Genomic DNA, 26,918 nt, shown 5'->3' with positions numbered 1-26,918 from the left:
CGGTAACAGCGTTCCCGAGAGGAAACGGCGTTACCGTGAGCACCGCGTACCAGCAGGCCCAGCAGGAGGGGCAGAGCGTCGTCCGGGCCGCGATCCTCGACGTCGCCACGCACCTGCTCGCCACCGAGGGGCCGGCGGCGCTGACCGTGCGGCGGATCTCCGGCGAGGTCGGCTGCTCGACCAAGGTGATCTACACGCTGTTCGGCGGCAAGGACGGGCTCAGCCAGGCGGTGTGGCTGGAGGGGTTCGCCCGCTTCGAGCGGTGGCTGATCGAGTTGATGGGGCCGGACGCCCCTCTGGTCAAGCTGCGCAAGGGCCTGGATGCCTACCGCGCCTACGCGCTGGCCGAGCCCGACTACTACCGGGTCATGTTCCAGGGGGCGATGCCGGGGTTCAGGCCGGACCCGGAGGCGGTGCAGGCCGCCAGGCGGACGTTCGACCTGCTGCTGCGGTGCGTGGAGGAGTGCCTGGAGGCGGGGGTGCTGGGCGGGGGAGTGGCCCGGGAGATCGCCGATGTGTTGTGGATGGCCATACACGGCGCCGTAAGTCTGGAAATATCCGGCTATTTCGAGCCGGACGAGGTGGCACAGCGCTACCGGCTGCTCTGCGACTCGGTCCTCGCGCCTTTCCTGGCTTCAGGCGCCCGGCCCCACGACGAGAGGAACGTGACATGACGCCCTTCACCGGCGGGTTCGCGCCCGTGACCGGTGAGATCACGGCCTTCGACCTGGAGGTCACCGGCCGCATCCCGGCCGAGCTGAACGGCCGCTACCTGCGCAACGGCCCCAACCCGCTCAGCCTCGACGACCCCACGGCCGGCCACCTGTTCCTCGGTGAGGGCATGGTGCACGGCGTGCGGCTGCGCGACGGCCGCGCCGAGTGGTACCGCAACCGCTGGGTACGCAGCGCCCGCGTCGCCGAACGGCTCGGCGAGCCGCCCCGGCCGGGGCCGCTGCACAGGAACTGGGACTTCGCCGCCAACACGCACGTCATCGGGCTGGCCGGGCGCACGTTCGCGACTGTCGAGGCGGGGCCCCTGCCGTACGAGCTGGACTACGAGCTCGGCACCGTCGGCACGTGCGACTTCGACGGCGGCCTGCCCGGCGGGTTCGCCGCGCACACCCACCTCGACCCGGTCAGCGGCGAGTTGCACGCGCTGGCCTACTTCTTCGGCTGGGACCACCACCAGCACATCGTGATCGACCCCAAGGGCTCGGTGACGCGGATCAGGGACATCCCGATCGCCGACGCCCCGATGCTGCACGACTTCGCGCTCACCGAGCGGTACGTGGTGATCTACGACCTGCCGGTGACGTTCAGCCAGGCCCACGCGGAGAAGGGCGTCCCGCTGCCGTACGCGTGGGACGACGCCCACGGCGCCCGGCTCGGGCTCATGTCACGCGAGAGCGGCGACGTGCGGTGGGTGGAGGTGGACCCGTGCTGGGTGTTCCACACGCTCAACGCCTACGAGGACGGCGACGAGGTGGTCGTGGACGTGGTCCGCTACCCCAAGCGGTTCGTGGACGCCCGGCTCGACCTGGGCGGCCTGCCGACGCTCGACCGGTGGACGATCGACCCGATCGCCGGCAAGGTCCGGCAGACGCGGCTGGACGACCGGCCGCAGGAGTTCCCGCGCGTGGACGAGCGCCGCACCGGCCGGCCGTACCGCTACGGCTACACCTCGGCCGCCCGCGACCTTCACGACGTGCTCTACCGGGCCGACAGCGAGCTGGAGGACCTGCCCGACCAGGCCTTCGACAACACGCTCATCAAGCACGACCTGGTGCGGGGGACGCAGGAACAGCGGCGGTTCGGGCGGGGCGCGTACGTCGGCGAGCCCGCGTTCGTGGCCCGCGGCGAGGCCGAGGACGACGGGTACGTGCTCGCCCTGGTCAACAACGAGGCCAGGGGAGCGGCCGACCTGGTGATCCTGTCCGCGCAGGACTTCGCCGGCGAGCCGGTCGCCACCGTCCACCTGCCCGCCCGCGTCCCGCTCGGCTTCCACGGAAGCTGGATCGCCGACTGAGCCGGACACGGTAGCCTCTTCAGGTTGGGGTTCTTGAGAAGCTCGTGAAGAGGGAGAGGCCGTGACCGGTCTGGTCGTCGCCATGGACGGTCCTTCGGGGTCGGGTAAGTCGAGCGCGTCGCGCGGGGTCGCCCGGGCGCTGGGCCTGCGCTACCTCGACACCGGGGCGATGTACCGGGCGATGACCTGGTGGATGCTCCGGCAGTCCGTCGACCTGACCGACCCCGCCGCCGTGGCGGCTTGCTGCGGCGAGCCGCGCATCGTGTCCGGCACCGACCCTGACGGCCCCACCATCCACGTCGACGGCGTCGACGTGGCGGGACCGATCAGGGAGTCCGTGGTCACCGACGCCGTCTCGGCCGTGGCCGCCGTCCCCGAGGTCCGGGCCCGCCTGGTCGCGCTCCAGCGGGAGCTGATCGGGGCCGGGGACATCGTGGTCGAAGGCCGCGACATCGGCACGGCCGTCTGGCCCGACGCCGCCGTCAAGGTCTACCTGACGGCCAGCCCGGAGGCCCGTGCCGCCCGGCGCAACGCCGAGCTCGCCGGCTCGACGGTGGAGGCGCAGCAGCAGGCCATGGCCAAGCGTGACACCCTCGACTCGACACGCAAGACGGACCCCCTCTCGATGGCGGATGGCGCCGTCGAGCTCGACACCACTCCGCTGACCTTGGAAGAGGTCATCGCCGAGGTGTTGAGATTGGTCGCGGAGCGGAGGAGCTCGGAAGGAGAGAGCGGAGCCAACGAGTTCCGAAGCGGCCGCGACCGTCTACACGAGCGCACCTGAGGGTGCGGTACTCACAAAGGATGAAATTTCGTGCCAACGGGGGATTGGGTCGAGGCCGGCCTCGACGACCTTGAGATCACCGAGCACGGCGACACCACGCCGTTGCCGGTCGTCGCCATCGTGGGGCGGCCTAATGTCGGCAAGTCCACGCTGGTCAACCGCATCATCGGCCGCCGCGAGGCGGTCGTGGAGGACGTGCCCGGAGTCACGCGCGACCGGGTCACGTACGACGCCAACTGGCGTGGCCGCCGCTTCACGGTGGTCGACACCGGCGGCTGGGACCCCGACGCCACCGGGATGAACCTGCGCATCGCCGAGCAGGCCCAGGTCGCCGTCGAGCTGGCCGACGTGATCGTGTTCGTCGTCGACGCCACCGTGGGCGCGACCGACGCCGACGAGATCGTGGGCTCGGTGCTGCGCCAGTCCGGCAAGCCGGTCGTCCTGGCCGCCAACAAGGTCGACAACCAGCAGCTGGAGCTGGAGGCCGCCGCGCTGTGGTCGCTCGGCCTCGGCGAGCCGTACCCGGTCTCCGCCCTGCACGGGCGCTCCAGCGGCGACCTGCTCGACGTGGTGCTCGACGCGCTGCCCGAGACGCCCGCGCTGGGCTTCGAGACCGAGCGCGGCCCGGCCCGCGTGGCGCTGCTCGGCAAGCCCAACGTCGGCAAGTCCTCGCTGCTCAACAAGCTCGCGGGCGAGGAGCGGGTGCTGGTCGACCCCATGGCCGGCACCACCCGCGACCCGGTCGACGAGCTGATCGAGCTGGGCGGGCGCACCTGGCGCTTCGTCGACACGGCCGGCATCCGGCGGCGCGACCGCGAGCTGCAGGGCGCCGACTTCTACGCGGCCATGCGCACCCGCGCCGCGCTGGAGCGCACCGAGGTGGCCGTCGTGCTCATCGACGCCAGCCAGATCCTCACCGAGCAGGACCTGCGCATCATCGGCCTGGTCATCGAGTCGGGCCGGGCGATGGTGGTGGCCTTCAACAAGTGGGACCTCGTCGACGAGGACCGCCGCTACTACCTGGAGAAGGAGATCGACCGGCAGCTCGTCCGCACCCCGTGGGCGCTGCGGGTCAACATCTCCGCCCTGACGGGCCGGCACATCGACCGGCTGGTGCCCGCCCTGGAGAAGGCGCTCGACTCCTGGTCCACCCGGGTGCCCACCGCCCGCCTCAACGCGTTCCTGACGGAGCTGGTGCAGCAGACGCCGCCGCCGGTGCGGGGCGGGAAGCAGCCCAAGATCCTCTTCGCCACGCAGGCCTCCGTCGAGCCGCCGAAGTTCGTGCTGTTCACGTCGGGATGGCTGGAGGACACCTACCGGCGCTTCATCGAGCGGCGCATCCGGGAGGAGTTCGGGTTCGCCGGCTCGCCGATCGAGGTCACGATGAAGATCCGGGAGAAGCGGGCCAAGAAGGACAAGTAGCGGGCGCCGCGCCCGGGGGAATGGCTTTGCCGTTCCCCCCCCCCCTTCCCCCCCCCCCCCCCCCCCCCCCCGCGGCCGTAAGATCTACGGCAACGCGTTGACGGAGACGAGTAGCCAGAGGTCCCGCAGGGGTCGAGAGAGCCGCCGATAGCTGCGAAGGCGGTCCCGTGCTCCGCTGGTGAAGACACTCCCGAGTGCGGGGAGGAAATGCCCCGCCGGCCTGACCCCCGTCATCGGGTCGTCGAGGCCGCCTCCGCTGAGGCGGCGAAAGTGCGGTGGCACCGAGAGCTCCCTTCTCTCCCGCACTCCCAAGGGGTCATGCAATTCCTCGTGAGGAGCTGTAATGATCTCTCGTGTCATGTCGGCGGAGCTCGCTGAGCACGCCGGCCAACGAGTGACGATCGCCGGCTGGGTCCATCGCCGCCGGCAGCTGAAATCCGTGTCCTTCCTCGTCGTCAGGGACCGTACCGGCCTCGCCCAGGTGGTGGCCGCGAGCGACCTGCCGGGCGAGGAGAGCGTCGTCGAGGTCACCGGCACCGTGACGGCCGGCCCGCAGGCGCCGGGAGGCGTCGAGCTGGTCGAGCCGGAGATCGAGGTGCTGGCGGAGCCGTGCGCGGCGCCGCCGTTCGACCTCTACCGGCCCGTCGTGCCGGCCGGACTGCCGACGATCCTCGACCACGCGCCGGTCGCGCTGCGGCATCCGCTGCTCAGCGCGCCGCTGGAGATCTCGGCCGCGAGCGTGGCGGGGTTCCGCGAGACGCTCGACGGGCTCGGGTTCACCGAGATCCACACGCCGAAGATCGTCGCCTCGGCCACCGAGTCGGGCGCGAACGTCTTCGGCATCGACTACTTCGGCAGGCGCGCCTACCTGGCCCAGTCGCCGCAGTTCTACAAGCAGGCGATGGTGGGGGTGTTCGAGCGGGTCTACGAGGTCGGTCCCGTCTTCCGGGCCGAGCCGCACGACACCGTACGCCATCTGGCCCAGTACACCAGCCTCGACGCCGAACTCGGGTTCGTCCGGGACCACCGGGACGTGATGGCGGTGCTTCGGGAGGTGGTGGCGGGCATGCTGGAGTCGGTACGGCGCCGCGCCCCGTCCGCCGTCGAACGCGCCGGGGCGATCCTTCCCGAGGTGCCCGCCGAGATCCCGGCCATCCACTTCACCGAGGCGCAGGAGCTGACCGGCTCGGCCGAGCCCGACCTGTCACCCGCGCAGGAACGGTGGCTGGGTGAGTGGGCGGAGAAGGAGCACGGGTCGGAGTTCCTGTTCGTCACCGGCTACCCGATGTCCAAGCGGCCCTTCTACACCCACCCGGACCCCGCGCGGCCCGGCTACTCCAACGGGTTCGACCTGCTGTTCAGGGGGCTGGAGCTGGTCACCGGCGGGCAGCGGCTGCACCGCTACCCGGACTACGTGGCCGCCCTGGCCGCCCGGGGCGAGGGCGTGGAGGCGTACGAGGGGTACCTGCAGGCGTTCCAGTACGGGATGCCGCCGCACGGCGGGTTCGCGCTCGGGCTGGAACGGTGGACGGCACGGCTGACCGGGGCCGCCAACATCCGCCAGACCACCGCCTTCCCCCGCGACCTCCACCGCCTCTCCCCGTAACCCCTTCCGGCGCCGCCCCCTGCGCCCGCCCTCACCCGGGCGTAGGGGGCCCGCTCCGCCGGGCGCGGGGCATCAGCAGCGCGACGGCCGCGCCCAGCAGGCAGATGAACGCCGTGACCAGGAACATCTCCGTGTACTCCGTGTGCAGCGCCGCCTGCACCTTCGCGGCGTACTCGGCCAGCCGCCGCTGGTACGTCGCCGCGTCCACGCCGAACGGCAGCGGCGTGTCCAGATGGGCGGTCAGCGACTGGAACCGGTAGAAGCCCCACGCCGACACCGCCGCGATGCCGATCAGCATGCCCATCATCCTGGCCACCACGACCGCCGCCGACGCCACGCCGTGCTGGGCCGCCGAGGTCACGCGCAGCACCGCCGACGAGACCGGGGCGATGACCAGGCCCAGTCCCAGGCCGGCGACCACCAGGTCGACGTCCACGAGGAGCCCCGCGCTCTTGAGTTCGAGCGGCCAGCGGCTCATCAGCCAGTAGCCGGCCGCCGCCAGCACCATGCCCGCCACCGCGACGACGCTGTCACCCAGCCGGCGGGCCAGGAGACCGCCCAGCAGGGCACCCACGGTGAGCGCGGCCAGGAACCTGGCCAGGACCAGCGACGCTCCCAGCGCGTCCGCGCCTAGCAGGGTCTGGGCGGTGAACTGGACGAACACCATGGTCACCAGAAGTGCCGCCCCGGCCAGGAAGCTCACGGCCAGGGTGGCGAGCAGGGGGCCCTTGCGGGTGGCGGAGAGATCGAGCAGGCGTACGGGGGAGCGGATCTCCCACCACACGAAGATCCCGGCCGCCAGCGCTCCTGCGGCCATCACGGGCAGGCCCCACGGGGGGAGCACGGTCTTGGCCGGGTCGGGGTTGTACAGGCCCACGACCAGCAGCGCGAGCGCCAGCGCCAGCAACGCCCCGCCGACGACGTCCACACGCCGTCTCCCGCCACCGATCCCGGCCTGCCGGCCGTCGGCGGGCGTCGTGGGGGATGCGGTGCCAGGGGTGCCGGCCGTGGGCGCCGCCGTGCCGGACGCGCCCGCTGAGGGGAGCGCCGTGCCGGAGGGGACGGTGAAGTGGACCGCGACGGCTGCCAGGGCGGCGAGCGGGACGTTGATCCAGAAGATGGCGTGCCAGCCGCCCAGCTCCACCCCCGCCACCACGGTGCTCGGGATCAGCGCCAGCACCCCGCCGTACAGGGGCCCGAGGGCGCTCCCGAGCTCCTGCGCCGCCCCCACGGCTCCCAGCGCCACCGGCCGCTCGCGCTCGTCCCACAGGTCGCCGATGAGCGCCATCGTGATCGGCAGCAGCGCCCCACCGGCCACCCCCTGCACGGTGCGCCCGGCCACCACCATCACCTCGCCGGCGGCCAGCGCCGTCAGCACCGAGCCGAGCGCGAACGCGGCCAGGCAGGCGTGGATCAGCGGCCGCCGCCCGTAGCGGTCGGAGAGCTGGCCGAGCAGCGGCATCGCGGCGACGTACCCGAGCAGGAACCCCGTCACGATCGGCGTGGCCCGCTCCAGGTGGTTCAGCGGGATGCCCACGTCCTCGGCGATGTCGATGAGGACCGTGACCACCACGTACGCGTCGAGCGCGGCCAGCAGCACCACCGCGCCCCCGGCGCCGAGGACGACCCGGCGGGCGCCTCTCATCCGGCGGCGGGCGGCGTGATCGTGACCGGCGCGTCGTAGTCGCTGAACGACACCGTCACCGTGCCGTCCTGCAGCGGCAGGCTGGCCTTGGTCAGGCGGCTGGTGGCCTTGTCGAGCCAGACCTTGCCGTTCACGCCCTGCGTGACGCCGGGGATGATCTGGCCGATGGCCGACCCGGGGAACGCGGTGGCCACCCGGTACGCGTCGCCCTCCAGCGCCTCCACCCGGGGATCGGCGGCCGAGGCGAGCAGCTGCGCGATGCCCTTGGTCGGTTCGAGGATCACCGAGGGGTCGTAGAACTGCGCGAGCTGCTGCCGGGTCATCTTCTGGAAGCCGCCCGTCGGCCCCTTGAAGTGCACGGTGTCGCCGACCAGGGCGAAGCTGACCTCCTGCAGGCTGCCCAGGATGTCGATCGTGATCGTGCCGTCGGCGTCACCGGCGGCAGTGAGCCTGCCGTCCGCCTTCTTGACCGGCACCTTGGGCTTGCCCTCGGTCGCGATCGAGAAGCTGGTCGACTTGACGCTCTTCATGGCCTCGGAGGCCTTCTTCATCAGGTCGGGTCCGGCGGGCAGCTCGTCGCCCCCGCCCGACGAGCACGCCGACACCAGCGCCAGAACGGCCACGATCAGAAGCTTTCTGAGCATGTGCGGATCGTATCGATCGCCCGGGAACGCCGTGAGGCGTCGCGGATATCGGTTGGGTGTCAGCGCAACTTCTTCAGCGGCAACTTCTTCAGCGCAGTTTCTTCAGGCGCTCGACGATCGGCCCGTAGGCGGCATCGATCGCTTCGAGCTGGTCGTCGGTGAGCCGGTCGACGAAGTGCTCGCGCACGCTCGCCACGTGGTGCGGCGCCACCCGCTGGATCGTCTCCCAGCCCTCGTCGGTCAGCACCGCGAACGTGCCCCGCCGGTCGTCGCGGCAGTCCTCCCTGGTCACCAGGCCCTTGGCCTCCATGCGGGAGATCTGGTGCGACAGCCGGCTGCGCGACTGGATCGTCGCGTCGGCCAGGTCGCTCATCCGCATGCGCCGCCCCTCGCTCTCCGAGAGGTTGACCAGGATCTCGTAGTCGTTCAACGAGAGCTGATGCTCCTGCAGCTCCCGGTCGAGCCGGTGCATGAGGAGCTTGTGCAGCGCCAGATGCGTGCGCCAGGCACGCTGTTCGGCGGGTGAAAGCCAACGAGGCGCGCTCATGATCTCCAATCTAGCGCACGTAGAGTGAAGCGCTATGGAACAGCGGGATTCAGGAGAGAGCCTGGGCACCGTCCTGGTCGCGGGAGCGGCCAATCTGACCATCGCCGTGGCCAAGCTCGTCGCGGGCCTCATCAGCGGCTCGGCGGCCATGCTGTCGGAGGCGGTCCACTCCGCCGCCGACACCGTGACCGAGCTGCTGTTGCTGGTGGCGGTGCGCCGCGCGAGCCGGCCGGCGGACCGGCGGCATCCGTTCGGCCACGGCAAGAGCGGGTTCTTCTGGGCCATGATGGCGGCGGCCGCGACGCTGGTGGGCGGGGCCGGGTTCTCCATCACGCACGGAGTGCACGTGATCGAGCACGGCGAGGAGCTGACGAACCTCACCCCGTCCTACATCGTGCTGGCCATCGCGTTCGCCGTCGAGTCCGTCTCGTTCGCCAAGGCCCTCTCCCAGCTGCGCAGGCAGGCCGCGAGGCACGACCTCCACCCGATCCGGCTGGTGCGGATCACCTCCGACACCCCGTTGAAGGCCGTGCTGTTCGAGGACGCGGCCGCCCTCGTGGGCCTGCTCATCGCGGGCGCCGGGCTGGCCGGGTCGCAGCTGACGGGCTCGGCGCTGTGGGACGGCCTGGCGTCGGTCGGGATCGGCCTGCTCCTGCTGGTGGTGGCGCTCATCCTGATCCGGTCGAACATCTCGCTGCTCATCGGCCAGGCCGCGCCCCCGCACGTCGAGGAGGGCATCCGCGCCGAGCTGACGGCCCAGCCGGAGGTGGAGGAGGTCGTCGAGCTGCTCACGATGATGATCGGGCCCGGCTCCGTCCTGGTGGCCGCCAAGATCGACTTCGTGGACGTGGCGAGCGCGGCAGGTGTGGAGATCGCCTGCGACGAGGTGGACCGGCGGCTGCGCGAGCGCTTCTCCGGGATCAGTCAGGTCTTCCTCGACCCCACCCCGACCCGCCGCCGCTGACGGGGGCAGGGGCGGATCAGCTGTAGAAATGCATGGCGACGGCGACGCCGATCACGTGCATCAGCACGACGATGACGACGAAGGAGATGAACACGAACTTGGCCGGCCCGTGCTCGAACGTCTTGCCCTCTTCGAGGGGCCGCCGCTGGGCCACGCGGTCGGCGATCCGCTCCTCCAGGGATTTCCGGTAGAACATGCATGCAAGTTTATCCAGGGGGGATGGGTGCCCTCCTGACCGGGGCGTCCGCGACGACGGCCACCCTGATGTCCGGCCCCACGCTCCACTCGAGCAGGTGGCGGCCGTCGAGATCGTCGCCGCCCGAGCGGAGCTTGTCGAGCGTCAGCTCGCCGCGCTTGATCAACGCCTCCTTGCGCGTCCAGTGCCGGATCAGCTCGTCGTTGCCGGTGACCATCGCGCGCTCGCGCGGGGTCAGCGCCCGGTCCGCGAGCAGCGGGTCCAGCGGCCCCGGCGGCACGTGCTCGGCGTCCACGCCGACCTTGCCGGGGCCGGCCGCCGCGCAGACGTAGCCGCGCGTGTGGCTGAAGCTGACGCCCAGCTCGGGCGCCTCCTCGATGTACGGCTTCCCGTGCCCGAGGCCGTGCAGGTCGCAGCGCTGCCGCAGGGTCAGCTCGTGCGGGCCGGCGTCGAGCACGGCGGCGGCGCAGAGCCGCACGAGCAGGTGGGCCGCGACGAAGCTGGCTCGATCCGCCTCGAACCTGAACCGCCCGGCCCGCTCGGTCTCCACCTCGGTGAGCCAGTCTTCCGGGGCGCGCACCTCGTCGGGGCGGCCGCCCATCGCTAAGAAACCGATGGTCAGTCCTTCTTCTTGTCGCCGGTGAGGTTGTACTGGTCCTCCGAGGCCGCGCCGAGAACGGTCACGTCATGGATCTTCCAGGTCCCCTTCTCCTTCACAAGGCTGATCTTAAGGTGCGAGTCCTTGACTGAGCGGATCGCTTCGGAGGTGTTCACCTGCTGGTCGACCACGACGATGGCGTGCGCGGTGGCCTCGTCCACGTCGGCCAGATAGACCTCGCGCACCGTGGCCTGCGAGGTGGCCTTGAGCTTGACGATGACCTGCGCCATCGCCCCGCCGAACGCCGCGTCGTAGGTGGCCAGGAAATCGCCCGTGGCCTGGGCGGCGAGGGTGGAGCGGGTGCTCTGGAGGTTCTGGTAGTCGTAGCTGAGCAGCGCCTTGCTGAACGCGCTCGCCGCCCCCGACACCTCCAGCCGCAGCGCGCGCTCGGACTCGAGCCTGGCGCGCGCGTCGCCGGCCTGTGCGGCGGAGATCCATTGCAGCACGGCCGTGGCGGCGAGCGCGGCCACCAGCATCGCCGCCAGCGTCCCGAGCACCCGGGCCCGCGTGACGCGCCCGCCGCTCTTTCCGCCCGCCGCCCCTTCCGCCGGAGCCGCATCCGCCACCGTCGGCTGCTCGTCCTCGGAGGGGGTGTCCTCGGTGCGGGCCTCCTCGGATGGGGCCTGCTCCGCGCGGGCCTCCTCGGAGGGGGCCTCCTCTGTGCGGGCGTCCTCGGCCAGGTCCTGCTTGGTGGTCATTTCGACTCCTCACGGCGGCGGGCGGCCCGGCCCGTCGCGATCCAGCCCACGATGCCACCACCGGCCACCACGGCGAGGAATATCCCGGCAATCAGCGGGGTGGCGTTCGGCGGGGTGCGGGACGCGGGCCCGGCGGCCGCCGCGCCGCTGGGCGACGGGGTGGCCTCAGGCCGCTGCTTCGGTTTCTCGGTGTTTCTCGCCACCGGGCGCGCGGACTCGGCGGGCGAGGCGGTGTCCGCCGGTCCGGCGGCGTCCTGGCGGCGATCCGTACGGGGGTTCGCGGGGGAGTCGCCGGAGTCCGGGGAGTCCCCGGCGGCGGCGGGGGAGGGGCAGGAGCGCAGGGCGGGCACCGTCGGAGGCCCGACCGCGCCGGCGTACTCCTCGGCCGGGGTCGGCCCGCCCGGCACGCTGAAGATGAACGCCGCCCTCCCGTAGACGGTGTCGCCGTGCCGGTCGCTGATGTCGTCCGCCAGGCTGAGCGCGGTCGGGACGATGCTGAGCAGGTGGTGCACGTTCCGCTCGGTCTGCGGCGAGAAGGCCGGTCGATGCGGCTGCCCCAGCGCCGTCAGCAGGCACGAGAACCCCGGCCTGGACTTCTTGACGGCCGCGTCCAGCTGGGCGAACACCCCAGGCCCCCGGTCGAGGAAGGCGTTCAGGTCGGCACGGGAGGCACGCAGCGTGCCCGTCACCGTGCTCAGGTCGGTGATCCCGGAGGCCAGTTCGCCCCGCTTGCCGGCCAGCGTGTGGGTGAGCCGGGTGAGCTGCGCCGACAGGTCGTCGAGGACGGCGGCGTTGTCGGCCAGCGTGCCGGTCAGGGAGTGGGCGTCGTCGATGATGTTCCTGATCGCCGGGGCCCGCCCGTCCAGCGCGACGGCCAGCTCATGGGTGATCGTCTTCGCGTCCCGGGGCGGCACCGCGTTCAGCAGCTTGCCGACGCCCTCGAACAGCTTCTTGTAGTCGAGCGGCACCGACGTCTTGGCCAGCGGGATCGTGTCCCCGGCCGCAAGCGGGGGCCCCGTCACGCCGGTGGCGGGCGGCGAGAGTTCCACGTACGGCTCCCCGATGGCCGACTTGCGCCGCACCTCGGCCGTGGCGCCCTTCGGCAGCCGGATCCCCCTGTCGATGTCGAGGCCGACCACGATCTTGCCCGGCGCCAGCCGCACGTCGCCGATCTTGCCGACCCGCACCCCCAGGTACGCCACGTCGAACCCCTGGATGAGGCCCGGCGACGAGACGAACTCGGCCGAGACCCGGTAGGGCCGCTCGATGGCGTCGAGCCGGATGATCGTGCTGAACGCCCAGACGGTCATGACCACGCCCAGGACGGCGAAGAAGCCCAGGTTCAGATAGATCCGGTTTCTCATCGCGGCGGCTCCAGGAGCAGGCGGAAGTCCTCGATCCGGTTAGGCAGCGGCCCCTGCGCCGACCTCTTGGGCAGCAGGACGCCCTTCAGCCACAGGTAGATCAGCACCTGCCCGTTGACGGTGATCGGCGGCGCGTCGATGAACTTCTGCAGCCGCGCCACCAGCGTCTTCAGGTCCTCCTTGCCCCGCTGCATCGCCGAGGAGATCGCCTCCAGCTCCAGCAGCAGCGTCCGCAGCCGGGCGGCGTGGCGCGGGTAGACGGTCAGGTTGGCCTCCTTGGCCAGCCTGGTCAGCGCGATGATCGTCTTCTTGACGTGCTTGCGCCCGTGCGCGATCCGCGCGGTGGCCGCGGCCAGCGTGCCCGGCAGCCGGTCCAGCTCGCCGCTGCCCTTGGCGAGGTCGTCGCCCAGCTTGGCCAGGGCGTCGATGCTGGTGCCCAGGTCCCGGCGGGCCGCGGCGTAGGCGTCGGTGACCTCGGCCGTCTGCTTGATCAGCTTGTTGACGTCGTCGCCCTTCCCGGCGAAGGCGGTCGAGGCCGCGTCGAGGATGGCGTTCACGTCCTGCGCGCCGAGCGCCTCGATGAGCGGCCCGGCCTTCGCGGTGACCTGCTCGATGTCCGGCTCGACCGACGTGTCGGCGATGGTGGCGCCGTTGCTCAGGTACGGCCCCGTGGCCAGGTCCTTGCCCGCGGGCGGCGCGAGCAGGACGTAGTTCTCGCCCAGCACCGATGTCTTGGCCACGGTGGCCGTGCTGCCCTCGGGCACCCGGTACTTGGACACGATCGACATCGTCACCTTGGCCCGGTAGCCCTCCAGCCTGATGTCGGTGACCGTGCCCACCCGTACGTCGGAGATCTGCACGCTGTGCCCGGCCACCAGGCTCTGCACGTCGTCGAAGACCGCGTGCAGGGTCAGGTCGCCGGTGGTCGCGCCGAGCGTCTGGAGCGAGCACGACGCCGTCACGGCGAGTGCGAGGATCGCGGCGAGCAGGCGTGCCCTCATCGCCGCCTCCCCTGCTGCTCGTAGGGGCAGTTGCTTAGCCCGGCGGGCAGGCACGGCACCCGCCCCAGGTTCAGCGATTCGAACAGCGGGGTCAGCCACGCCCTGGTCATCGCGTTGAGCACGACGCGGATCTTCAGCACGTGCTGCTTCCTGTCCCACGAGTCGATCACCACGTCGGCGAAGTCGGCCGCGCCCTTGACCGCCCGGGCCACGGACGCGCTGTTGGCCCGCATGGTCAGCACCAGCTCGGCCAGCGTCCCGGCGGCCTGGGGCAGCCGTTCGGAGTACTGCTCGATGATCACGTCACCGCGCCGGACGAAGTCCGAGATGCCGGTGATGAAGTCGCGCAGCCGCCGCCGCTCCTCCGCCAGGATCGAGCCGGCCTCGGCGAACGCGTCGATCGCGCCCGTCACCTGGCTCTCGCGCCGGTTGAGGCCGGTGGCCAGCCGGTTCAGCCCCTTGGCCAGGTCGACGAGCTGCTGGTCCTGCTTGGCCAGGGTGCCGGTGAGCCGGGAGGTGTCGGCGATGGCGTTGTTGACGGTCTTGCCGCGCCCCCTGACGCCGTCGGCCAGGTCGCTCGCCACGGAGCCCAGCTTCTTGTCGTCGAGCGCGTCGGTGAGCTTGGTGAACGCGTCGAGCGCGTCGTCGATCTCCACCGGCAGGTCGGTGCGCTCCAGGGGGATGACCGTCCCCGGCGCGACCTTCTGGTCGCCGGGCTTCCACGGGGGGTAGAGGACGACGTTCCGCTCGCCGAGCGTGTTCTGCGGCGCGACCACGGCCTTCACCCCGGCCGGGAGCGGCACCTGCCGGTCCACCAGCAGGTCGACCCTCACCTTGTCCCCATCGATCCGGATCTTCTCGACATATCCGGCGTCCAGCCCCATCACCTTGACCCGCGCCTGCTCGTACAGGGAAGGCGCCTTGCGGAAGATCGCCACCAGCCGGTACGGCTCCGGCCCCAGCACGGTGCACCCCGAGGTCAGGAACACCCCGGCCACGGCCAGCAGGACCGCCACGAGTCGTCTCATTTGGCGCTCTCCCTGTCCTTGCGGATGGCGGCGAGCACCTCGGGGTTGATGGGGCCGAGGCCCGTGGCTATGGCCTCGAGCCACGGGCCCTGACCGCCCATCGTGGACAGGCCGGAGAACGTCGGGCCCGCCCATGCCAGGAGCGAATTGAACTGCTTGTTGCTGTCGCTGAGCCGCGTCGTGATGGCCGCGTTGTCGTCCAGCACCTGGACGAGGGTCTTCTCGTGCTCGTTGATCAGCTTGGTCGTGCTGCGCACCAGGTCGCTGCCGTCGCCCAGCAGCGTGCGCAGCTCCTCGCGCCGCCTGCGCAGCTCGGCCAGCATGACGCCGATGGCGTCGATGAGCCGCCCGAGCTGCCTGTCCTTCCTCTCCAGGACGTTCATGATCCGGGTGCCGTTGTCGATGAGCCGCTGGAGCTGCGGCTCGCTCTTGCTGATCGTGTCCGACAGGTCGCCGATGTTCTGCAACAGCCGGGTGATGTGGCCGCGCTTGCCGAGGTCGACCTTGTCCAGCTCGGTGAGCAGGTCGTCCACGGCGTCGGTGTCCAGGCGCTCGACCAGCCGGGTCGCGTCCTTGATGGCGTCGTTGATCAGGGTGGGCACGCCGGTCCGCGTCACGGGGATGCGCCTCTGCCCCTCGGGGAGCTGGTCCATGTACGGGGCCGTGACGGGGCCGGTGAGCTTGACGTACCGGCCGCCGAGCAGGTTCGACAGGGCGATGTCGGCCCGGGTGCCGCGGCCGAGCCGCACGCCGTCGTCCACCTTCCAGGTGACCACGACGTCGCCCCGCGCGTAGTCGGCGCGGACCTCGGTGACCTTGCCGACGCGCACCCCGGCGACCCTGACGTCGTTGCCGGTGCGCAGCCCGCCGGAGTCCACGAACACGCCGGACATGTAGTAGCCGCCCTCCAGCAGTCCCAGGTTGCCGACCAGGAACGTGCCGACGAGGATCGCCGCGAGCGTGGCCAGCGACACGAGGCCGACGACGATCCGGTTGCGGTCGCGGAAGGACTTGAGCGCCATCACTCGCCCACCAGGAGCTTCTGCAGGTCCTTCGTGCTCTGGACCCGGGTGTTGCGCAGCGGCGGCGGCGCCTGCATCCCGTACGGGCAGGGCGCGGCGCTCAGCGCCACGCACGGGACCGCCGTGATGAAGTAGCGGCCGCGGTCCACGGTCTGGTACGCGCGGGCGAACAGCGGCTGGAACGTGCTGACCGTCCTGTCGATCTGGTTCACGTGCCGCCTGATGCCGCCGGTCAGCCCCGACAGGTTGTCGACGAGCCGGCCGAGCTCGTCGGCGTTCTTGCCGAGCACCTCGTTGGAGGTGTGGACGGTCGTCGACAGCTCCACCAGCGACTCGTCGATCAGCTCGCGGTTGTCGGCGAACGCCTCCGACAGCGTGACGAGGTTGTCGACCAGCTGCTCGATCTGCTTGTCGCGCCGGGCGACCACGCCGGTGACGGTGGCGTAGTCCTTCAGCAGCTGCTCGATGGTCTTCTTGCGCTCGGTGACCGTGGTGGTGATGGCGTTGACGTTGTCGAGCAGCCTCGGGATGTTCTGCTCGTTGCCCTTGAGCGACCTGGCGGCGGCGGTGAGGAGCTGGTTGATCTGGTCGGGGTCCAGGCTGCGGGTCAGCGGGCCGAGGTCGCTGACCAGCTGGCCGATATCCACCACGGAGGAGGTACGGGTGATGCGCGCCCCGGGCGTCAGCCTGCCGGGCGCGGTGCCGGGCAGCAGGTAGACCACACGCTGGCCGACGGCGTTGCGCCAGCGGATGGCGGCCTCGGTGTCGGCGGGCACGGTGACCCCCTGCTGCACCTCCATGGTCACCTCCGCCCGCCCGTCCACCACCTTGATCGTGTCCACCTGGCCCACGGGCGCCCCGGCGATCTTCACCTGGTCGCCCTCGTTCAGCCCCGACACGTCGTCGAACACGGCGACCAGCGGGTAACCGGCGCCCGTGCTCACCCGGGCGATCTGCACGCCGATCACTGCGATCAGTGTCACGCACACGCCGACGAAGACCGCGAACCGCGCGAAGGTCCAGGCCCGCCGCATGTCAGCGCCTCCCGTCGGTCGGGCCGCAGGCGCCGACGATCAGCTCGCAGAGGTCGGTCGCCACGAACGCCTCGACCTGGAGCTGGCGGGTGTTGCCCGGCCCGGGCGCCTCGATCAGCTCGTTGAGCAGGTCGACCAGCCTGTTCAGCCCGCGTACGCCGTCGCCGGCCAGGCCGAGCTGGGCGTAGATGAGCGCGGCCACCCGCTCGGTGGAGTGCACGCCGGCCCGCAGGTCCTGACGGTGCTTGGCCAGCCCGTGCGCGGCCAGGCCGGAGACCGAGGTGACCTCGTCCAGCAGGGCGCGCACCTTGTCGGCCCGCGCGAGCAGGTCGGGGGTGATGACGTTGACGTCGGAGGAGATCGAGACGAGGTCGTCGCCCTTGTCCTGCAGGGCCGTCCCCAGCAGGGCGGCGTCGTGCAGGAACTGCCTGGCCCGGCCGCGCTGCCGGTGCGCGACGCCGACGAGCGTGCCGGCGTCGCCGATCAGCTCGCGCAGGTTCTCGCCCTCGCCGTCCAGGCCCTGGGCCAGGGTGTGCACGATGACGGTGACCTCGCGCGGGTCGACGGCGTCCAGGCCGCGGTAGGCGGCGCCGAGCGTGTCGGACAGGTCGAGCGGGCCCTCGGTGTCGGTGATGACGGCGCCGGCGGCCAGGTAGGGGCCGGTGGTCTCGCCGGAGCCGGGCTTGAGGTCGAGGAACTTGGGGCCGAACACCGAGGCCGGCTCGACGGAGGCGACCGTGGAGCTCGGGACCTTGACGCCGGGGTCGAGGTGCATGGTCACCACGGCCCGGCCCCTGGCGTCCAGTGATATGCCCGTCACCCTGCCGACCGTGATGCCGCGGATCTTGACGGGGGAGCCGGCGTCCAGGCCCTGCCCGGCCCTGGCGAACACGGCGTCGATCCTGGTCCCGCTCAGCTCGGTGGCGGTGCGGACGACGTACAGGGTGGCCGCGGCGAGCACGGCGAGCACGGCGAACGCGATGCCCACCCGGGCGGCGAGGGAGAGTTGGAATCGGCCCACCGGCTCACCCCGTCAGCGGTATGTTGCCGCCGCTGCCCCAGAACAGGTACGACAGCAGCAGATTGAGCAGCACGATCGTGACGATCGACTGGCGGATGGCGCGGCCCGCCGCCACGCCCACGCCCACCGGTCCGCCGGTGGCGTGGAAGCCGTGGTAGCAGTGGATCACGATGACCGCGAAGGCGAACACGCCGACCTTGGTGACGCTGAACGCGATGTCCCGGACCGGCAGATACAGGTAGAAGTAGTAGTCGTAGACCCCCGGCGCCAGGCCGAACAGCACCGTGCACATCAGCCGGGTGGCGAAGAAGCTGGCGAACAGCGCGATCAGGTAGATCGGCACCAGCGCCAGCAGCGCCGCCACGACCCTGGTGCAGATCAGGTACGTGAAGGCGTTGATGCCCATGACCTCCAGCGCGTCGATCTCCTCCGAGATCCGCATCGCGCCCAGCTCCGCCGTGAACGACGAGCCCACCTGCGCCGCCAGCGCCGTCGCGGCGATGATCGGGGTGATCTCGCGGACGTTCGCGAAGCTGCCCACCAGCCCCATGAACGACTCCGCGCCGATCGCCTGTAATCCCTGGTAGCCCTGCAGGCCCACGGTGGCGCCCACGACGAACGCCATCGTGAACACCACGAAGATCATGCCGCCGCCGATGACGGTCGCCCCGACGCCCACCACGACGTCGCTGACCTGCCTGATGACGACCTTGAAGAACTTCAGCCGCAGGACGACGTCGCGTACGGAGTAGAACAGCACCTTCCACACGAACAGCGGCCAGTCGGCCAGCGTCGCGAACCGCTCGGCGACGTCCCGCCCCCGCAGGGCGAGCCGCAGACCGGCCGTGCGCGTCACCATCATCACAGCGACCTCGGCGGGTAGGCCAGGAAGTAGACGGCCGAGATCACGTAGTTGAACGCGAACACCAGCATGAACGTCACCACGGTCGCCTGGTTGACCGCCCGCCCCACGCCGACGGGGCTGGAGGCGCACGTCATGCCCTTGTAGCAGGCGACCGCCGCCGCGATGAACCCGAAGATCCACGCCTTGAACAGCGTCACGTACAGGTCGGAGGCGACGACCAGGGAGAACGCGCCGTCGAAGTACGCGCCCGGGGTGACGCCCTGCACGATCACGTTGAAGAAGTAGCCGCCGCTCGCGCCGGCCAGGATGACCAGCGGGCACAGGCAGACCGCGATCGTGCTGGCCGCCCACATGCGCGGCGTGACCAGGCGGTGGATCGGGTTGACCGACATGACCTCCATCGCGCTCAGCTCGTCGCGGATGTGGCGCGCGCCGATGTCGGAGGTCATCGCGCTGCCGCCGGCCCCGGCGATCAGCAGCGCGCTGGCCAGCGGCGCCACCTCGCGGATGAGCCCGACGAAGACCGCGCTGCCGGTCGCGGAGCTGGCGCCGAGCTGCCTGGCCAGCTCGCCCACCTGGAGTGCCACGGTGGCGCCCAGCGGCAGGGCGACCAGCAGGACCGGGACGCTGGTGACGCGGGCCAGGAACCAGCACTGCTCGACGAACTCCCACCACCAGCGCCTGACGTCCCAGGTCCTGCGCAGCCCCTCCAGGACGATGACGAACAGCTCGCCGATCTGGCCGAGCGTCGACCCGGCCCGGCGTCCGATGTACCCGGACAGGGTCATCGGCGACCTCGGGTTACCGCCATGACCACCTCCGCCGCCTACGGATGAGTGGCAACCCTACTGACGGGTTGTCTAGTAGTCGATGCTTTCGTGGGAATTTGCGCGAAAGGTATGAGACGCAGGTCACATGTTGTCAGCCAGGCACGAAAAGTGACCGCGCCGTTACAACCCGGCTCCCCTTGACGCGGTCCCCGCAGGGTTGTTTGCCTGTACGCAAGGCCTGGAAGACTGAGGTGCAAGAGGTGGTGCACATGCTCATCGGAACGATTCTCCGCGCCAAGGGAAGCGACGTGGCGACAGTGTCGCCCGGGGCGACCGTGCGCGAGCTGCTGGCCACGCTCGCTGAACGCAACATCGGTGCCGTGGTGGTCTCCACCGACGGCCTCACGATCGAGGGCATCGTGTCCGAACGCGACGTCGTGCGCCGCCTGCACGACCGCGGCCCGGCGATCCTCGACGGCCCGGTATCCGCGATCATGACCAGCGAGGTGCGCACGGTGGGGCCCGGCGAGAACGTCGACTCGCTGCGGCAGATCATGACCACGCAGCGGTTCCGGCACATGCCGGTGGTCGAGAACGGCCGGCTCGTGGGCATCGTGAGCATCGGCGACGTGGTCAAGAGCGCGATCGAGGAACTGGAGACGGAGAAGGCGTCGCTGGTCGACTATCTCCACCGTTGACAGGGATGGCACCCTTGGTCCGTGATGTACGGGCCTCCTGAATATCCGCCTGAGTATCCGCGCGCGACGAGCAGTCCGACGATCATCGTGCTCGTGTCCGGGCTCGCCGCGCTGCTCGGGTTCCTGCTGGGGGTCTTCGTGGGGTACGGCGCGGCCACGCCGTCCGCGGAGCCCGCCCCCCGGGTCACGGTCACGGTCGAGGACACGCAGCCCCCGGAGTCGGGGGACACCGGCACGGGCCCGTCATCGCCGGTCCAGCCCACACAGCCCACGCAACCCACACAGCCCACGCAGCCCCAGGGAACGCCGCCCCAGGGAACGCAGCCGCCGGCCACCCAGCCGGGCGCCACCCAGCCCGGCCAGACGGCGCCCGGCCAGACCGGTCAGCCGAGCGGGGGGACCGGGAGCAGTCCCGCCTTCAACTCCGTGTCCATGCGGACGCTCGTCGTGGGCACGGACATCCAGCCGGGCACCTACCGCACGGCGGGCCCGACCGGGGGAATCCCCATGTGCTACTGGGCCAGGCTGAGGAGCGCCACGGGGGGCGAGATCGCGAGCGGCATGCCGACGGGCCCGGTCAGCGTCACCGTCCTGGCCACGGACAAGGCGTTCAGGACCGCCGGATGCGCGGAGTGGATCAGGGCATGACGCTTTTGTGCGTCAAACCCTGGACAAAAGAGCAGGAATGCGCAATTCTGTGCGGCAAGTAAGAAGGGAGGCACGCCTGGAGCGTGCTGGCGTGACGCCCTACGGTTATGGGCCACGCCACTCCGGCGTCCCCGGCCAGGACGCGACTCGGAGAGTGCGGAACAGTGCGCAGCGCCACAAATCCGAACCCGATCCGTTCGCGAGGAGTGCCTGTGCGTCGTCTCCCTGCCCTGATCCCTGCTGTGATCTCCGCGGCCGCCCTGGCCGCCACCGCCCTCGTCACCGCACCCGCTGCTGAAGCCAGGGCGTTGCCCGCCCCCGTCGCCTGCGACGGCTGCTGGAAGCCCGCGCTGAACACCTCCTGGCAGTGGCAGCTCTCCTCCCTGCCGGCCAAGCCGTACCCGAACGTGCAGATGTTCGATATCGACGGCTTCGCCGCCAAGGACGGCGCCATCGTCAAGTCGCTCAAGGCCGACAAGCCGGGCCGCGGCGTCGTCTGCTACATCAGCGCGGGCACGTACGAGGACTGGCGCCCCGACGCGAGCCAGTTCGCCACCGAGGTGCTCGGCAAGCCGCTTGAGGACTGGCCGGGCGAGCGCTGGCTCGACATCCGCAAGTACACCGGCAAGCTCGGCCAGATCATGAAGGCCCGGCTCGACATGTGCAAGGCCGCCGGGTTCGACGCCGTGGAGCCCGACAACGTCGACGGCTACGCGAACGGCAGCGGCTTCCCGCTCAAGGCCGGCGACCAGCTCGCCTACAACACCTGGTTCGCCAACGAGGCCCACAAGCGAGGGCTGTCGGTCGCGCTCAAGAACGACGTGGAGCAGATCCCGGCGCTGCTGCCGTACTTCGACTTCGCGGTGAACGAGGAGTGCTGGGAGCACTCCGAGTGCACCACCGCGCAGAACGACGACTACGGGTACGACCAGTTCGTCAAGGCGGGCAAGGCCGTGTTCAACGTCGAGTACAACCTGGCCACCTCGGCCTTCTGCGCCAGGTCCAACGCTCAGAACTTCAACTCGCTGAAGAAGAAGTACGAGCTCGACGCCTACCGCGTGCCCTGCCGTGGCGCGTGACTTCGACCTGCTGGTCGTCGGTGACGCCAACCCCGACGTGGTGCTCTCCGGGGTGCCGCGCGGGTTGGCGTACGGCCAGCGTGAACAGCTCGTCTCCGGCGGCGACCTGGTGCTCGGCGGGTCCGGCGCGATCACCGCGTGCGGGGCGGCCCGGCTGGGCGTGCGGACCGCGTTCGCCGGGCGCGTGGGTGACGACGCCGCCGGGCGCTTCGTGCTGGACGCCCTGGCCGGCCGGGGCGTGGACGTCTCCCGCTGCGTGATCGACTCCCGGCCCACGGCCATGACCGTGGTGCTGGCCGACGGGGCGGACCGGGCCATCCTCACCTCGCCGGGCTGCCTGCCGTACCTGAGCGTGGAGGACCTGCCGCGCGGCGCGGCCCGCCACGTCCACGTGTCGTCATATTTCCTGCAACCGGGGCTCGCGTCCGGCCTGCCGGGCTTCCTGGCGGAGGAGCGGCGCGCGGGCGCGACCACCTCGCTGGACACCAACGACGACCCCGCCGGAGAGTGGCAGGGGCTCGGGGAGGTGCTGGCCGAGGTGGACGTGTTCCTCCCGAACGCCGCCGAGGCGCGGGCCGTCGCGGCCCGGCTCTTCGACACCGATCCCGAATGCATCGAGGCCGCGGCGGCCCGGATCGGCGGGCTCGGGCCCGCCGTGGTCGTCAAGGACGGCGGCGAGGGCGCGCTGGCGTGGCAGGCGGGCGAGCTGACCCGGGCCCCCGCCGCCCCCGTCGAGCCGGTGGACACCGTCGGCGCCGGCGACAGCTTCAACGCCGGCTTCCTGGCCGCCCGGCTGCGCGGGATGAGCCTGCGCGAATGCCTGCGCGTGGCCGTGACCTGCGGATCCCTTTCTACCCAGGCCGCCGGCGGCACCGCCGCCCAGCCCACCTGGAAGGAGCTATGAAAATCGTCTTTCTCGGCGCCGGGAGCGTCGAGTTCACCCAAGGGCTGCTGGCGGACCTGGTCGCCTTCCCCGATCTGGGGGAGTTCGAGGTGGCGCTGCACGACATCCACCCCGAGCGGCTGGACACCGCCGAGGCCGCCGCCCGCGTCATCGCGGCCGGGCGGCCCGTCAAGATCTCCGCCCACCTCGACCTGCGCCGGGCCCTCGAAGGCGCCGACTTCGCGATCAACATGATCCAGGTCGGCATGATCGACGCCACCCGCGTCGACTTCGAGGTGCCCGCGCGGTACGGGCTGCGCCAGACGATCGCCGACACCATCGGCGTGGGCGGCATCTTCCGCGCCCTGCGCACCTTCCCGGCGCTCGACCGGATCGGGCGGGCCATGGCCGAGGTGTGCCCGGACGCGTGGCTGCTCAACTACACCAACCCGATGGCCATGAACGTCTGGTACCTGGCCGCCGCCACCCCCGTGCGCAACGTCGTCGGGCTCTGCCACTCCATCTACTGGACCGCCCACGACCTGGCCGAGCTGGTCGGGGTGCCGCTGGAGGAGGTGTCGTACCTCGCGGCGGGCGTCAACCACCAGTCGTGGATGCTGCGCTTCGAGTCCGGCGGCCAGGACCTCTACCCGCGCCTGGACGAGGCCATCGAGCGCGATCCCGGCCTGCTGCGCCGGGTGCGCGTGGACATGTACCGCAGGCTCGGCCACTACCCGACCGAGACGAGCGAGCACTCTGCCGAGTACGTGCCCTGGTACCTGCGCGACGAGAGCGAGATCGAGCGCCTGCGGATCCCCGTGGGCGCGTACATCGGCATCAGCGAGGAGAACGTGCGCCAGTACGAGGCCACCCGCGACGCACTGAGAGCGGGCCGGCCGATCACCGTGGAGGGGACCATGGAATACGCCCCGCAGATCATCCACAGCGTCACCACCGGCACGAGCCGGGTCGTCTACGGGAACGTCCAGAACAGGGGCCTGGTCGCGAACCTGCCGGACGGCTGCGTGGTGGAGGTGCCGTGCGTGGCCGACGCGCTCGGCGTCCGCCCGACGGCCGTCGGCGACCTGCCCGCGCAGTGCGCGGCGCTCAACCGCGCCTACGTCAGCGTCAACGAGCTGACCGTGCGCGCCGTCACCGAGGGGCGGCCCGAGCACGTCCGGCACGCCATGATGGCCGACCCGAACACGGCCGCCACCCTCACCGTCGAGCAGATCGACGAGCTGTGCGGCGCGCTGATCGAGGCCCACGGCGAGCTGATGCCGGAGTCTCTCAGGAGCCGGTCATGAAGGGCCCGGTCGTGACAGGGATGGCGGCGCTCGTCCTGGTCACCGGGCTGCTGACGGCCTGCGGCTCCTCCTCCGAGGACGCTTCGGGCCCGGTCGAGATCACCTGGTGGCACGGCCAGACGGAGCTGCAGGCCAAGGTCATCGAGGAGCTGGCCGCCGAGTACTCCAAGGCCCACCCGGACGTGAAGATCACGCCCGCCGTCGGGTCCACGAACGTGGACGACATGCTGCAGAAGGTCCAGGCGGTGCTGGCCGGCGGCAAGGCGCCTGACATCGCGTACATGTACGGCACGTGGATGCCGCACCTGGCGCGCAACCCCAAGGTGTACGACCTGGCCGCCACCGTGAAGGCCTCCGGGTTCGGGTGGGACGACTTCTGGCCGTCGGAGCGGGCCGTGTCGGAGGTGAACGGCAAGGTCGTCGGCATCCCGGCCCTGGTCGACAACCTGGCCGTCATCTACAACAAGAAGCTGTTCGACGCGGCGGGGCTGCCGTACCCGTCCAAGGACTGGACCTGGGACGACTTCCGGGCCACGGCGAAGAAGCTGACCGGCGGCGGCGTGTACGGCACCGCGTACCCCGTGACCGGCCTCGAGGACACCGTGTGGCGGTTCTGGCCGATGATCTGGCAGCAGGGCGGCTCGATCCTGACGCCGGACGGCAAGAAGTCGGCGTTCAACACGCCGCAGGCGGCGCAGGCGCTCGACCTGTGGAGCGCCATGGCCCAGCAGGATAAGTCCGTATATCTCGATCAAAATGGTGAGAAGTTCCTGCCGCTGTTCCAGAGCGGCAAGATCGGGATGATCGCGGCGGCGCCGTACGCGCTGCTGGACATCATCGACCACAAGATCTCCTACGGCGTGCAGGTGCTGCCCGGCTACAACGGCAACCACGAGACGGTCGCCGGGCCGGACAACTGGGTCGTGTTCGACAACGGCTCGCGCCGGGCCAAGGCCGCCGCGGAGTTCCTCACCTGGCTCACCCGGCCGGAGCAGGACGCCCGCTGGTCGCTCGGCCTGGGCAACCTGCCGCTGCGCAAGGCCACGACCGCGCTGCCGGCGTACCAGAAGTTCGTCAAGGACTTCCCCGGCATCGACGTCTTCACCGCGAACCTCGAGAACGCCAAGCAGGCCAGGCCGCCCCTGCCGGCGTACCCGGAGTTCTCCGAGAAGGTCGGCGACGCGATCGCCCAGTCGCTGGTCGGCGGCACGCCCGCGCAGCAGGTCCTCACCAAGGCCGCGACCGAGGCCGACGCGGTGCTGGGGCGCTCGCGATGACAGCCCCGACGATGAGCGGGGCGGCGCGGGTGAGCGCGCCGCCCGCGCGGCGGAGCCGGTTGGCGCCCCAGCTGACCGGGTGGGGCTTCGTGTTCCCCGCGACGCTCGTGATCGTCGGGCTCAGCCTGTTCCCCGCGGTGTGGGCGCTGCTGCTCTCGCTGCGGGACGGCGACCTGCTCACCGGCGGCGACTACGTCGGGCTGGCGAACTACCGCGACATGTTCGGCGACGCCGAGCTGGCCGCGGCGGCCGGGCACACGCTCCTCTACACCGTGCTGTTCGTGCCCGGCTCGGTGGTGCTCGGGCTGGCACTGGCGCTCGCGCTCAACCTCAAGATCCGGCTCATCGGGTTCTACCGCACGTGCTTCTTCGTCCCGTACGTCGTCTCCGCCGCCGCCACGGGCATCCTGTCGAACTTCGTCTTCGACCCCGACTTCGGCATCGTCAACGCCGGGCTGAAGGCGCTCGGCCTGCCCGCGATGGGGTTCCTGCAGGACCCCGACCAGGCGATGCTCACCCTGGTCGCGATCTCGCTCTGGGGCGGCGTGGGCATGCCCGCCGTCGTCTACCTGGCCGCCCTGCAGGACATCCCGCGCATGCTGATCGAGGCGGCCCGGGTGGACGGCGGCGCCGGGCGGCACGTCCTGCGCCACGTCGTGCTGCCGCAGCTGCGCCCGGCCACGGTCTTCCTGCTGATCTGGCAGACGATCACCGCGCTGCAGCTGTTCGACCTCGTCTACACCACCACCAAGGGCCAGCCGCTCGACTCCACGACGACCATCGTGTTCTACCTCTACCGGCAGGCGTTCCAGCTCTTCCACTCCGGCTACGGCACGGCCATCGCCTACGTCCTGTTCATCGTGACGCTCGCCGTGTCGGGCGCGGTCCTGTGGAGGGGTGCGAAGTGACGCGCCGCAGCCTCGCCCATCTCTTCCTGATGCCGCTCGCGCTGCTGTTCGTGGCGCCGCTGGTGTGGATGGCGCTGACCGCGTTCATGCCGGACGCCGACATCAACACCTACCCGCCCAAGCTCTGGCCCGAGCACTTCACGCTGGACGGGTTCAGGCGCATCTTCACCGAGGACGAGTACCCGCTCTGGCTGGCCAACACGATGATCGTGGCCGGGGCGGCGGTGCTCGGGCACGTGGTGCTCTGCTCCCTGGCCGGGTACGGCTTCGCCCGGATCGAGTTCCGCGGCCGCGGGGTCGCCTTCGCGGCGGTCATGGCCACCATCATGGTGCCGACCCAGGTGCTGATGATCCCGACGTTCCTGCTGTTCAAGAACATGGGGCTGATCGACACGCTGGGGGCGGCCATCGTGCCGTGGCTGGCGTCGGCGTTCGGGGTGTTCCTCATGCGGCAGTTCTTCCTGTCGCTGCCCAAGGAGCTGGAGGAGGCCGCCGTCATCGACGGCTGCTCCCGCCTGGGCGTCTTCTTCCGCGTGGTGCTGCCGCTGGCCCGGCCCGCGCTGGCCACGCTGGTGGTGTTCACGCTGCTCGGCGCCTGGAACGATCTGATCTGGCCGCTCATCGCGATCTCGTCGGAGTCGGGCTACACGCTGCAGCTCGGGCTGGCCACCTTCGCCGGCGCCCGGCACACCGAGTGGTCGGCGCTCATGGCCGGCAACGTGATCGCGGTGCTGCCGCTCGTGCTCGCGTTCGTCCTGGCGCAGCGGCACTTCGTGGCCACGATGAGCTTCAGCGGACTCAAGGGCTGAGGTTGTTGGCAGTG

At 70.9% G+C, this 26,918-nt stretch carries 28 protein-coding genes; 14 read left to right on the top strand and 14 right to left on the bottom strand.

What is annotated here, in order from left to right:
* Positions 1 to 35 precede the first annotated feature (35 nt).
* From ACFKCF_RS37400 to aspS, 5 genes are all read left to right on the top strand, one after another.
* Positions 36 to 674: a TetR/AcrR family transcriptional regulator gene (locus tag ACFKCF_RS37400; protein ID WP_394500031.1), complete on the top strand. Its 639-nt coding sequence runs from the start codon at positions 36 to 38 to the stop codon at positions 672 to 674.
* Positions 671 to 2,026, top strand: a complete 1,356-nt coding sequence (locus ACFKCF_RS37395) for a carotenoid oxygenase family protein (protein ID WP_394500030.1) — start codon at positions 671 to 673, stop codon at positions 2,024 to 2,026. Before ACFKCF_RS37400 ends, ACFKCF_RS37395 begins: the two co-directional genes overlap by 4 nt.
* Before the next feature lie 61 nt (positions 2,027 to 2,087).
* Positions 2,088 to 2,810 carry a (d)CMP kinase gene (cmk, locus tag ACFKCF_RS37390; protein WP_394500029.1) on the top strand — a complete coding sequence of 241 codons (723 nt, stop codon included), beginning with the start codon at positions 2,088 to 2,090 and terminating at the stop codon, positions 2,808 to 2,810.
* A gap of 30 nt (positions 2,811 to 2,840) precedes the next feature.
* The gene (gene der / locus ACFKCF_RS37385; protein ID WP_394500028.1) at positions 2,841 to 4,232 is read left to right on the top strand and encodes a ribosome biogenesis GTPase Der; all 1,392 of its coding nucleotides are present in this window, start codon (positions 2,841 to 2,843) and stop codon (positions 4,230 to 4,232) included.
* Between the two features lie 343 nt (positions 4,233 to 4,575).
* Positions 4,576 to 5,838, top strand: coding sequence for an aspartate--tRNA(Asn) ligase (gene aspS / locus ACFKCF_RS37380; RefSeq protein ID WP_394500027.1), 1,263 nt, complete (start codon positions 4,576 to 4,578; stop codon positions 5,836 to 5,838).
* Between the two features lie 31 nt (positions 5,839 to 5,869).
* Here aspS and ACFKCF_RS37375 read toward each other — a convergent pair whose 3' ends face one another.
* From ACFKCF_RS37375 to ACFKCF_RS37365, 3 genes are all read right to left on the bottom strand, one after another.
* Positions 5,870 to 7,483 carry an MFS transporter gene (locus tag ACFKCF_RS37375; RefSeq protein WP_394500026.1) on the bottom strand — a complete coding sequence of 538 codons (1,614 nt, stop codon included), beginning with the start codon at positions 7,481 to 7,483 and terminating at the stop codon, positions 5,870 to 5,872.
* Entirely contained in the window at positions 7,480 to 8,127 is a 648-nt protein-coding gene (locus ACFKCF_RS37370; RefSeq protein ID WP_394500025.1) for an LppX_LprAFG lipoprotein, read from the bottom strand. Before ACFKCF_RS37370 ends, ACFKCF_RS37375 begins: the two co-directional genes overlap by 4 nt.
* An 88-nt stretch (positions 8,128 to 8,215) precedes the next feature.
* Positions 8,216 to 8,674: a MarR family winged helix-turn-helix transcriptional regulator gene (locus ACFKCF_RS37365; RefSeq protein WP_185073145.1), complete on the bottom strand. Its 459-nt coding sequence runs from the start codon at positions 8,672 to 8,674 to the stop codon at positions 8,216 to 8,218.
* A gap of 34 nt (positions 8,675 to 8,708) precedes the next feature.
* On the opposite strand from ACFKCF_RS37365, the gene ACFKCF_RS37360 reads away from it, so the two are divergent.
* Positions 8,709 to 9,638, top strand: coding sequence for a cation diffusion facilitator family transporter (locus ACFKCF_RS37360; protein WP_394500024.1), 930 nt, complete (start codon positions 8,709 to 8,711; stop codon positions 9,636 to 9,638).
* A gap of 16 nt (positions 9,639 to 9,654) precedes the next feature.
* On the opposite strand, the gene ACFKCF_RS37355 is transcribed toward ACFKCF_RS37360, so the two are convergent.
* The 11 genes from ACFKCF_RS37355 to ACFKCF_RS37305 are packed head-to-tail and all read right to left on the bottom strand — an operon-like array spanning position 9,655 to position 19,313.
* The gene (locus tag ACFKCF_RS37355; RefSeq protein WP_394500023.1) at positions 9,655 to 9,834 is read right to left on the bottom strand and encodes a hypothetical protein; all 180 of its coding nucleotides are present in this window, start codon (positions 9,832 to 9,834) and stop codon (positions 9,655 to 9,657) included.
* Positions 9,835 to 9,844: 10 nt separating this feature from the next.
* Positions 9,845 to 10,435 carry a 4'-phosphopantetheinyl transferase family protein gene (locus tag ACFKCF_RS37350; protein WP_394500022.1) on the bottom strand — a complete coding sequence of 197 codons (591 nt, stop codon included), beginning with the start codon at positions 10,433 to 10,435 and terminating at the stop codon, positions 9,845 to 9,847.
* Positions 10,436 to 10,452: 17 nt separating this feature from the next.
* Positions 10,453 to 11,190, bottom strand: a complete 738-nt coding sequence (locus ACFKCF_RS37345) for a hypothetical protein (RefSeq protein ID WP_394500021.1) — start codon at positions 11,188 to 11,190, stop codon at positions 10,453 to 10,455.
* The gene (locus ACFKCF_RS37340) at positions 11,187 to 12,554 is read right to left on the bottom strand and encodes an MCE family protein (protein ID WP_394500020.1); all 1,368 of its coding nucleotides are present in this window, start codon (positions 12,552 to 12,554) and stop codon (positions 11,187 to 11,189) included. Before ACFKCF_RS37340 ends, ACFKCF_RS37345 begins: the two co-directional genes overlap by 4 nt.
* Positions 12,551 to 13,555, bottom strand: a complete 1,005-nt coding sequence (locus tag ACFKCF_RS37335) for an MCE family protein (protein ID WP_394500019.1) — start codon at positions 13,553 to 13,555, stop codon at positions 12,551 to 12,553. The genes ACFKCF_RS37340 and ACFKCF_RS37335 overlap by 4 nt, the downstream gene beginning before the upstream one ends.
* A complete protein-coding gene (locus tag ACFKCF_RS37330) occupies positions 13,552 to 14,583 on the bottom strand; it encodes an MCE family protein (protein WP_394500018.1) in 1,032 nt (343 codons plus the stop codon). The genes ACFKCF_RS37335 and ACFKCF_RS37330 overlap by 4 nt, the downstream gene beginning before the upstream one ends.
* Complete coding sequence (locus ACFKCF_RS37325; RefSeq protein ID WP_394500017.1) at positions 14,580 to 15,605, bottom strand: MlaD family protein; 1,026 nt, start codon at positions 15,603 to 15,605, stop codon at positions 14,580 to 14,582. Before ACFKCF_RS37325 ends, ACFKCF_RS37330 begins: the two co-directional genes overlap by 4 nt.
* Positions 15,605 to 16,639: an MCE family protein gene (locus ACFKCF_RS37320; protein WP_394500016.1), complete on the bottom strand. Its 1,035-nt coding sequence runs from the start codon at positions 16,637 to 16,639 to the stop codon at positions 15,605 to 15,607. Before ACFKCF_RS37320 ends, ACFKCF_RS37325 begins: the two co-directional genes overlap by 1 nt.
* A gap of 1 nt (position 16,640) precedes the next feature.
* A complete protein-coding gene (locus ACFKCF_RS37315) occupies positions 16,641 to 17,660 on the bottom strand; it encodes an MCE family protein (protein WP_394500015.1) in 1,020 nt (339 codons plus the stop codon).
* 4 nt (positions 17,661 to 17,664) lie between these two features.
* On the bottom strand, positions 17,665 to 18,522 hold the full coding sequence (locus ACFKCF_RS37310; protein ID WP_313045386.1) for an ABC transporter permease: 858 nt from the start codon (positions 18,520 to 18,522) through the stop codon (positions 17,665 to 17,667).
* Positions 18,522 to 19,313, bottom strand: a complete 792-nt coding sequence (locus ACFKCF_RS37305) for an ABC transporter permease (protein WP_185073156.1) — start codon at positions 19,311 to 19,313, stop codon at positions 18,522 to 18,524. Before ACFKCF_RS37305 ends, ACFKCF_RS37310 begins: the two co-directional genes overlap by 1 nt.
* A gap of 251 nt (positions 19,314 to 19,564) precedes the next feature.
* Between ACFKCF_RS37305 and ACFKCF_RS37300 the strand changes: the two genes are divergently transcribed.
* From ACFKCF_RS37300 to ACFKCF_RS37265, 8 genes are all read left to right on the top strand, one after another.
* Positions 19,565 to 19,993, top strand: coding sequence for a CBS domain-containing protein (locus ACFKCF_RS37300; RefSeq protein ID WP_394500014.1), 429 nt, complete (start codon positions 19,565 to 19,567; stop codon positions 19,991 to 19,993).
* Positions 19,994 to 20,014: 21 nt separating this feature from the next.
* Entirely contained in the window at positions 20,015 to 20,641 is a 627-nt protein-coding gene (locus ACFKCF_RS37295; protein ID WP_394500013.1) for a hypothetical protein, read from the top strand.
* A gap of 212 nt (positions 20,642 to 20,853) precedes the next feature.
* Positions 20,854 to 21,720, top strand: a complete 867-nt coding sequence (locus tag ACFKCF_RS37290) for an endo alpha-1,4 polygalactosaminidase (protein WP_394500012.1) — start codon at positions 20,854 to 20,856, stop codon at positions 21,718 to 21,720.
* Complete coding sequence (locus tag ACFKCF_RS37285) at positions 21,710 to 22,624, top strand: carbohydrate kinase family protein (RefSeq protein WP_394500011.1); 915 nt, start codon at positions 21,710 to 21,712, stop codon at positions 22,622 to 22,624. The genes ACFKCF_RS37290 and ACFKCF_RS37285 overlap by 11 nt, the downstream gene beginning before the upstream one ends.
* Entirely contained in the window at positions 22,621 to 23,910 is a 1,290-nt protein-coding gene (locus tag ACFKCF_RS37280) for an alpha-glucosidase/alpha-galactosidase (protein WP_394500010.1), read from the top strand. Before ACFKCF_RS37285 ends, ACFKCF_RS37280 begins: the two co-directional genes overlap by 4 nt.
* A complete protein-coding gene (locus ACFKCF_RS37275; RefSeq protein ID WP_394500009.1) occupies positions 23,907 to 25,187 on the top strand; it encodes an ABC transporter substrate-binding protein in 1,281 nt (426 codons plus the stop codon). The genes ACFKCF_RS37280 and ACFKCF_RS37275 overlap by 4 nt, the downstream gene beginning before the upstream one ends.
* The gene (locus ACFKCF_RS37270; RefSeq protein WP_394500008.1) at positions 25,184 to 26,095 is read left to right on the top strand and encodes a carbohydrate ABC transporter permease; all 912 of its coding nucleotides are present in this window, start codon (positions 25,184 to 25,186) and stop codon (positions 26,093 to 26,095) included. Before ACFKCF_RS37275 ends, ACFKCF_RS37270 begins: the two co-directional genes overlap by 4 nt.
* Positions 26,092 to 26,904 carry a carbohydrate ABC transporter permease gene (locus ACFKCF_RS37265; protein WP_394500007.1) on the top strand — a complete coding sequence of 271 codons (813 nt, stop codon included), beginning with the start codon at positions 26,092 to 26,094 and terminating at the stop codon, positions 26,902 to 26,904. The genes ACFKCF_RS37270 and ACFKCF_RS37265 overlap by 4 nt, the downstream gene beginning before the upstream one ends.
* The last annotated feature ends 14 nt before the right edge of the window (positions 26,905 to 26,918 follow it).

It is taken from the genome of Nonomuraea sp. JJY05 (assembly GCF_043496855.1).
In the GTDB taxonomy this organism is placed as follows: Bacteria; Actinomycetota; Actinomycetes; order Streptosporangiales; family Streptosporangiaceae; genus Nonomuraea.
Note: the sequence above shows the minus strand (reverse complement) of the source record. Positions and strands in the feature narration are given on the sequence as shown.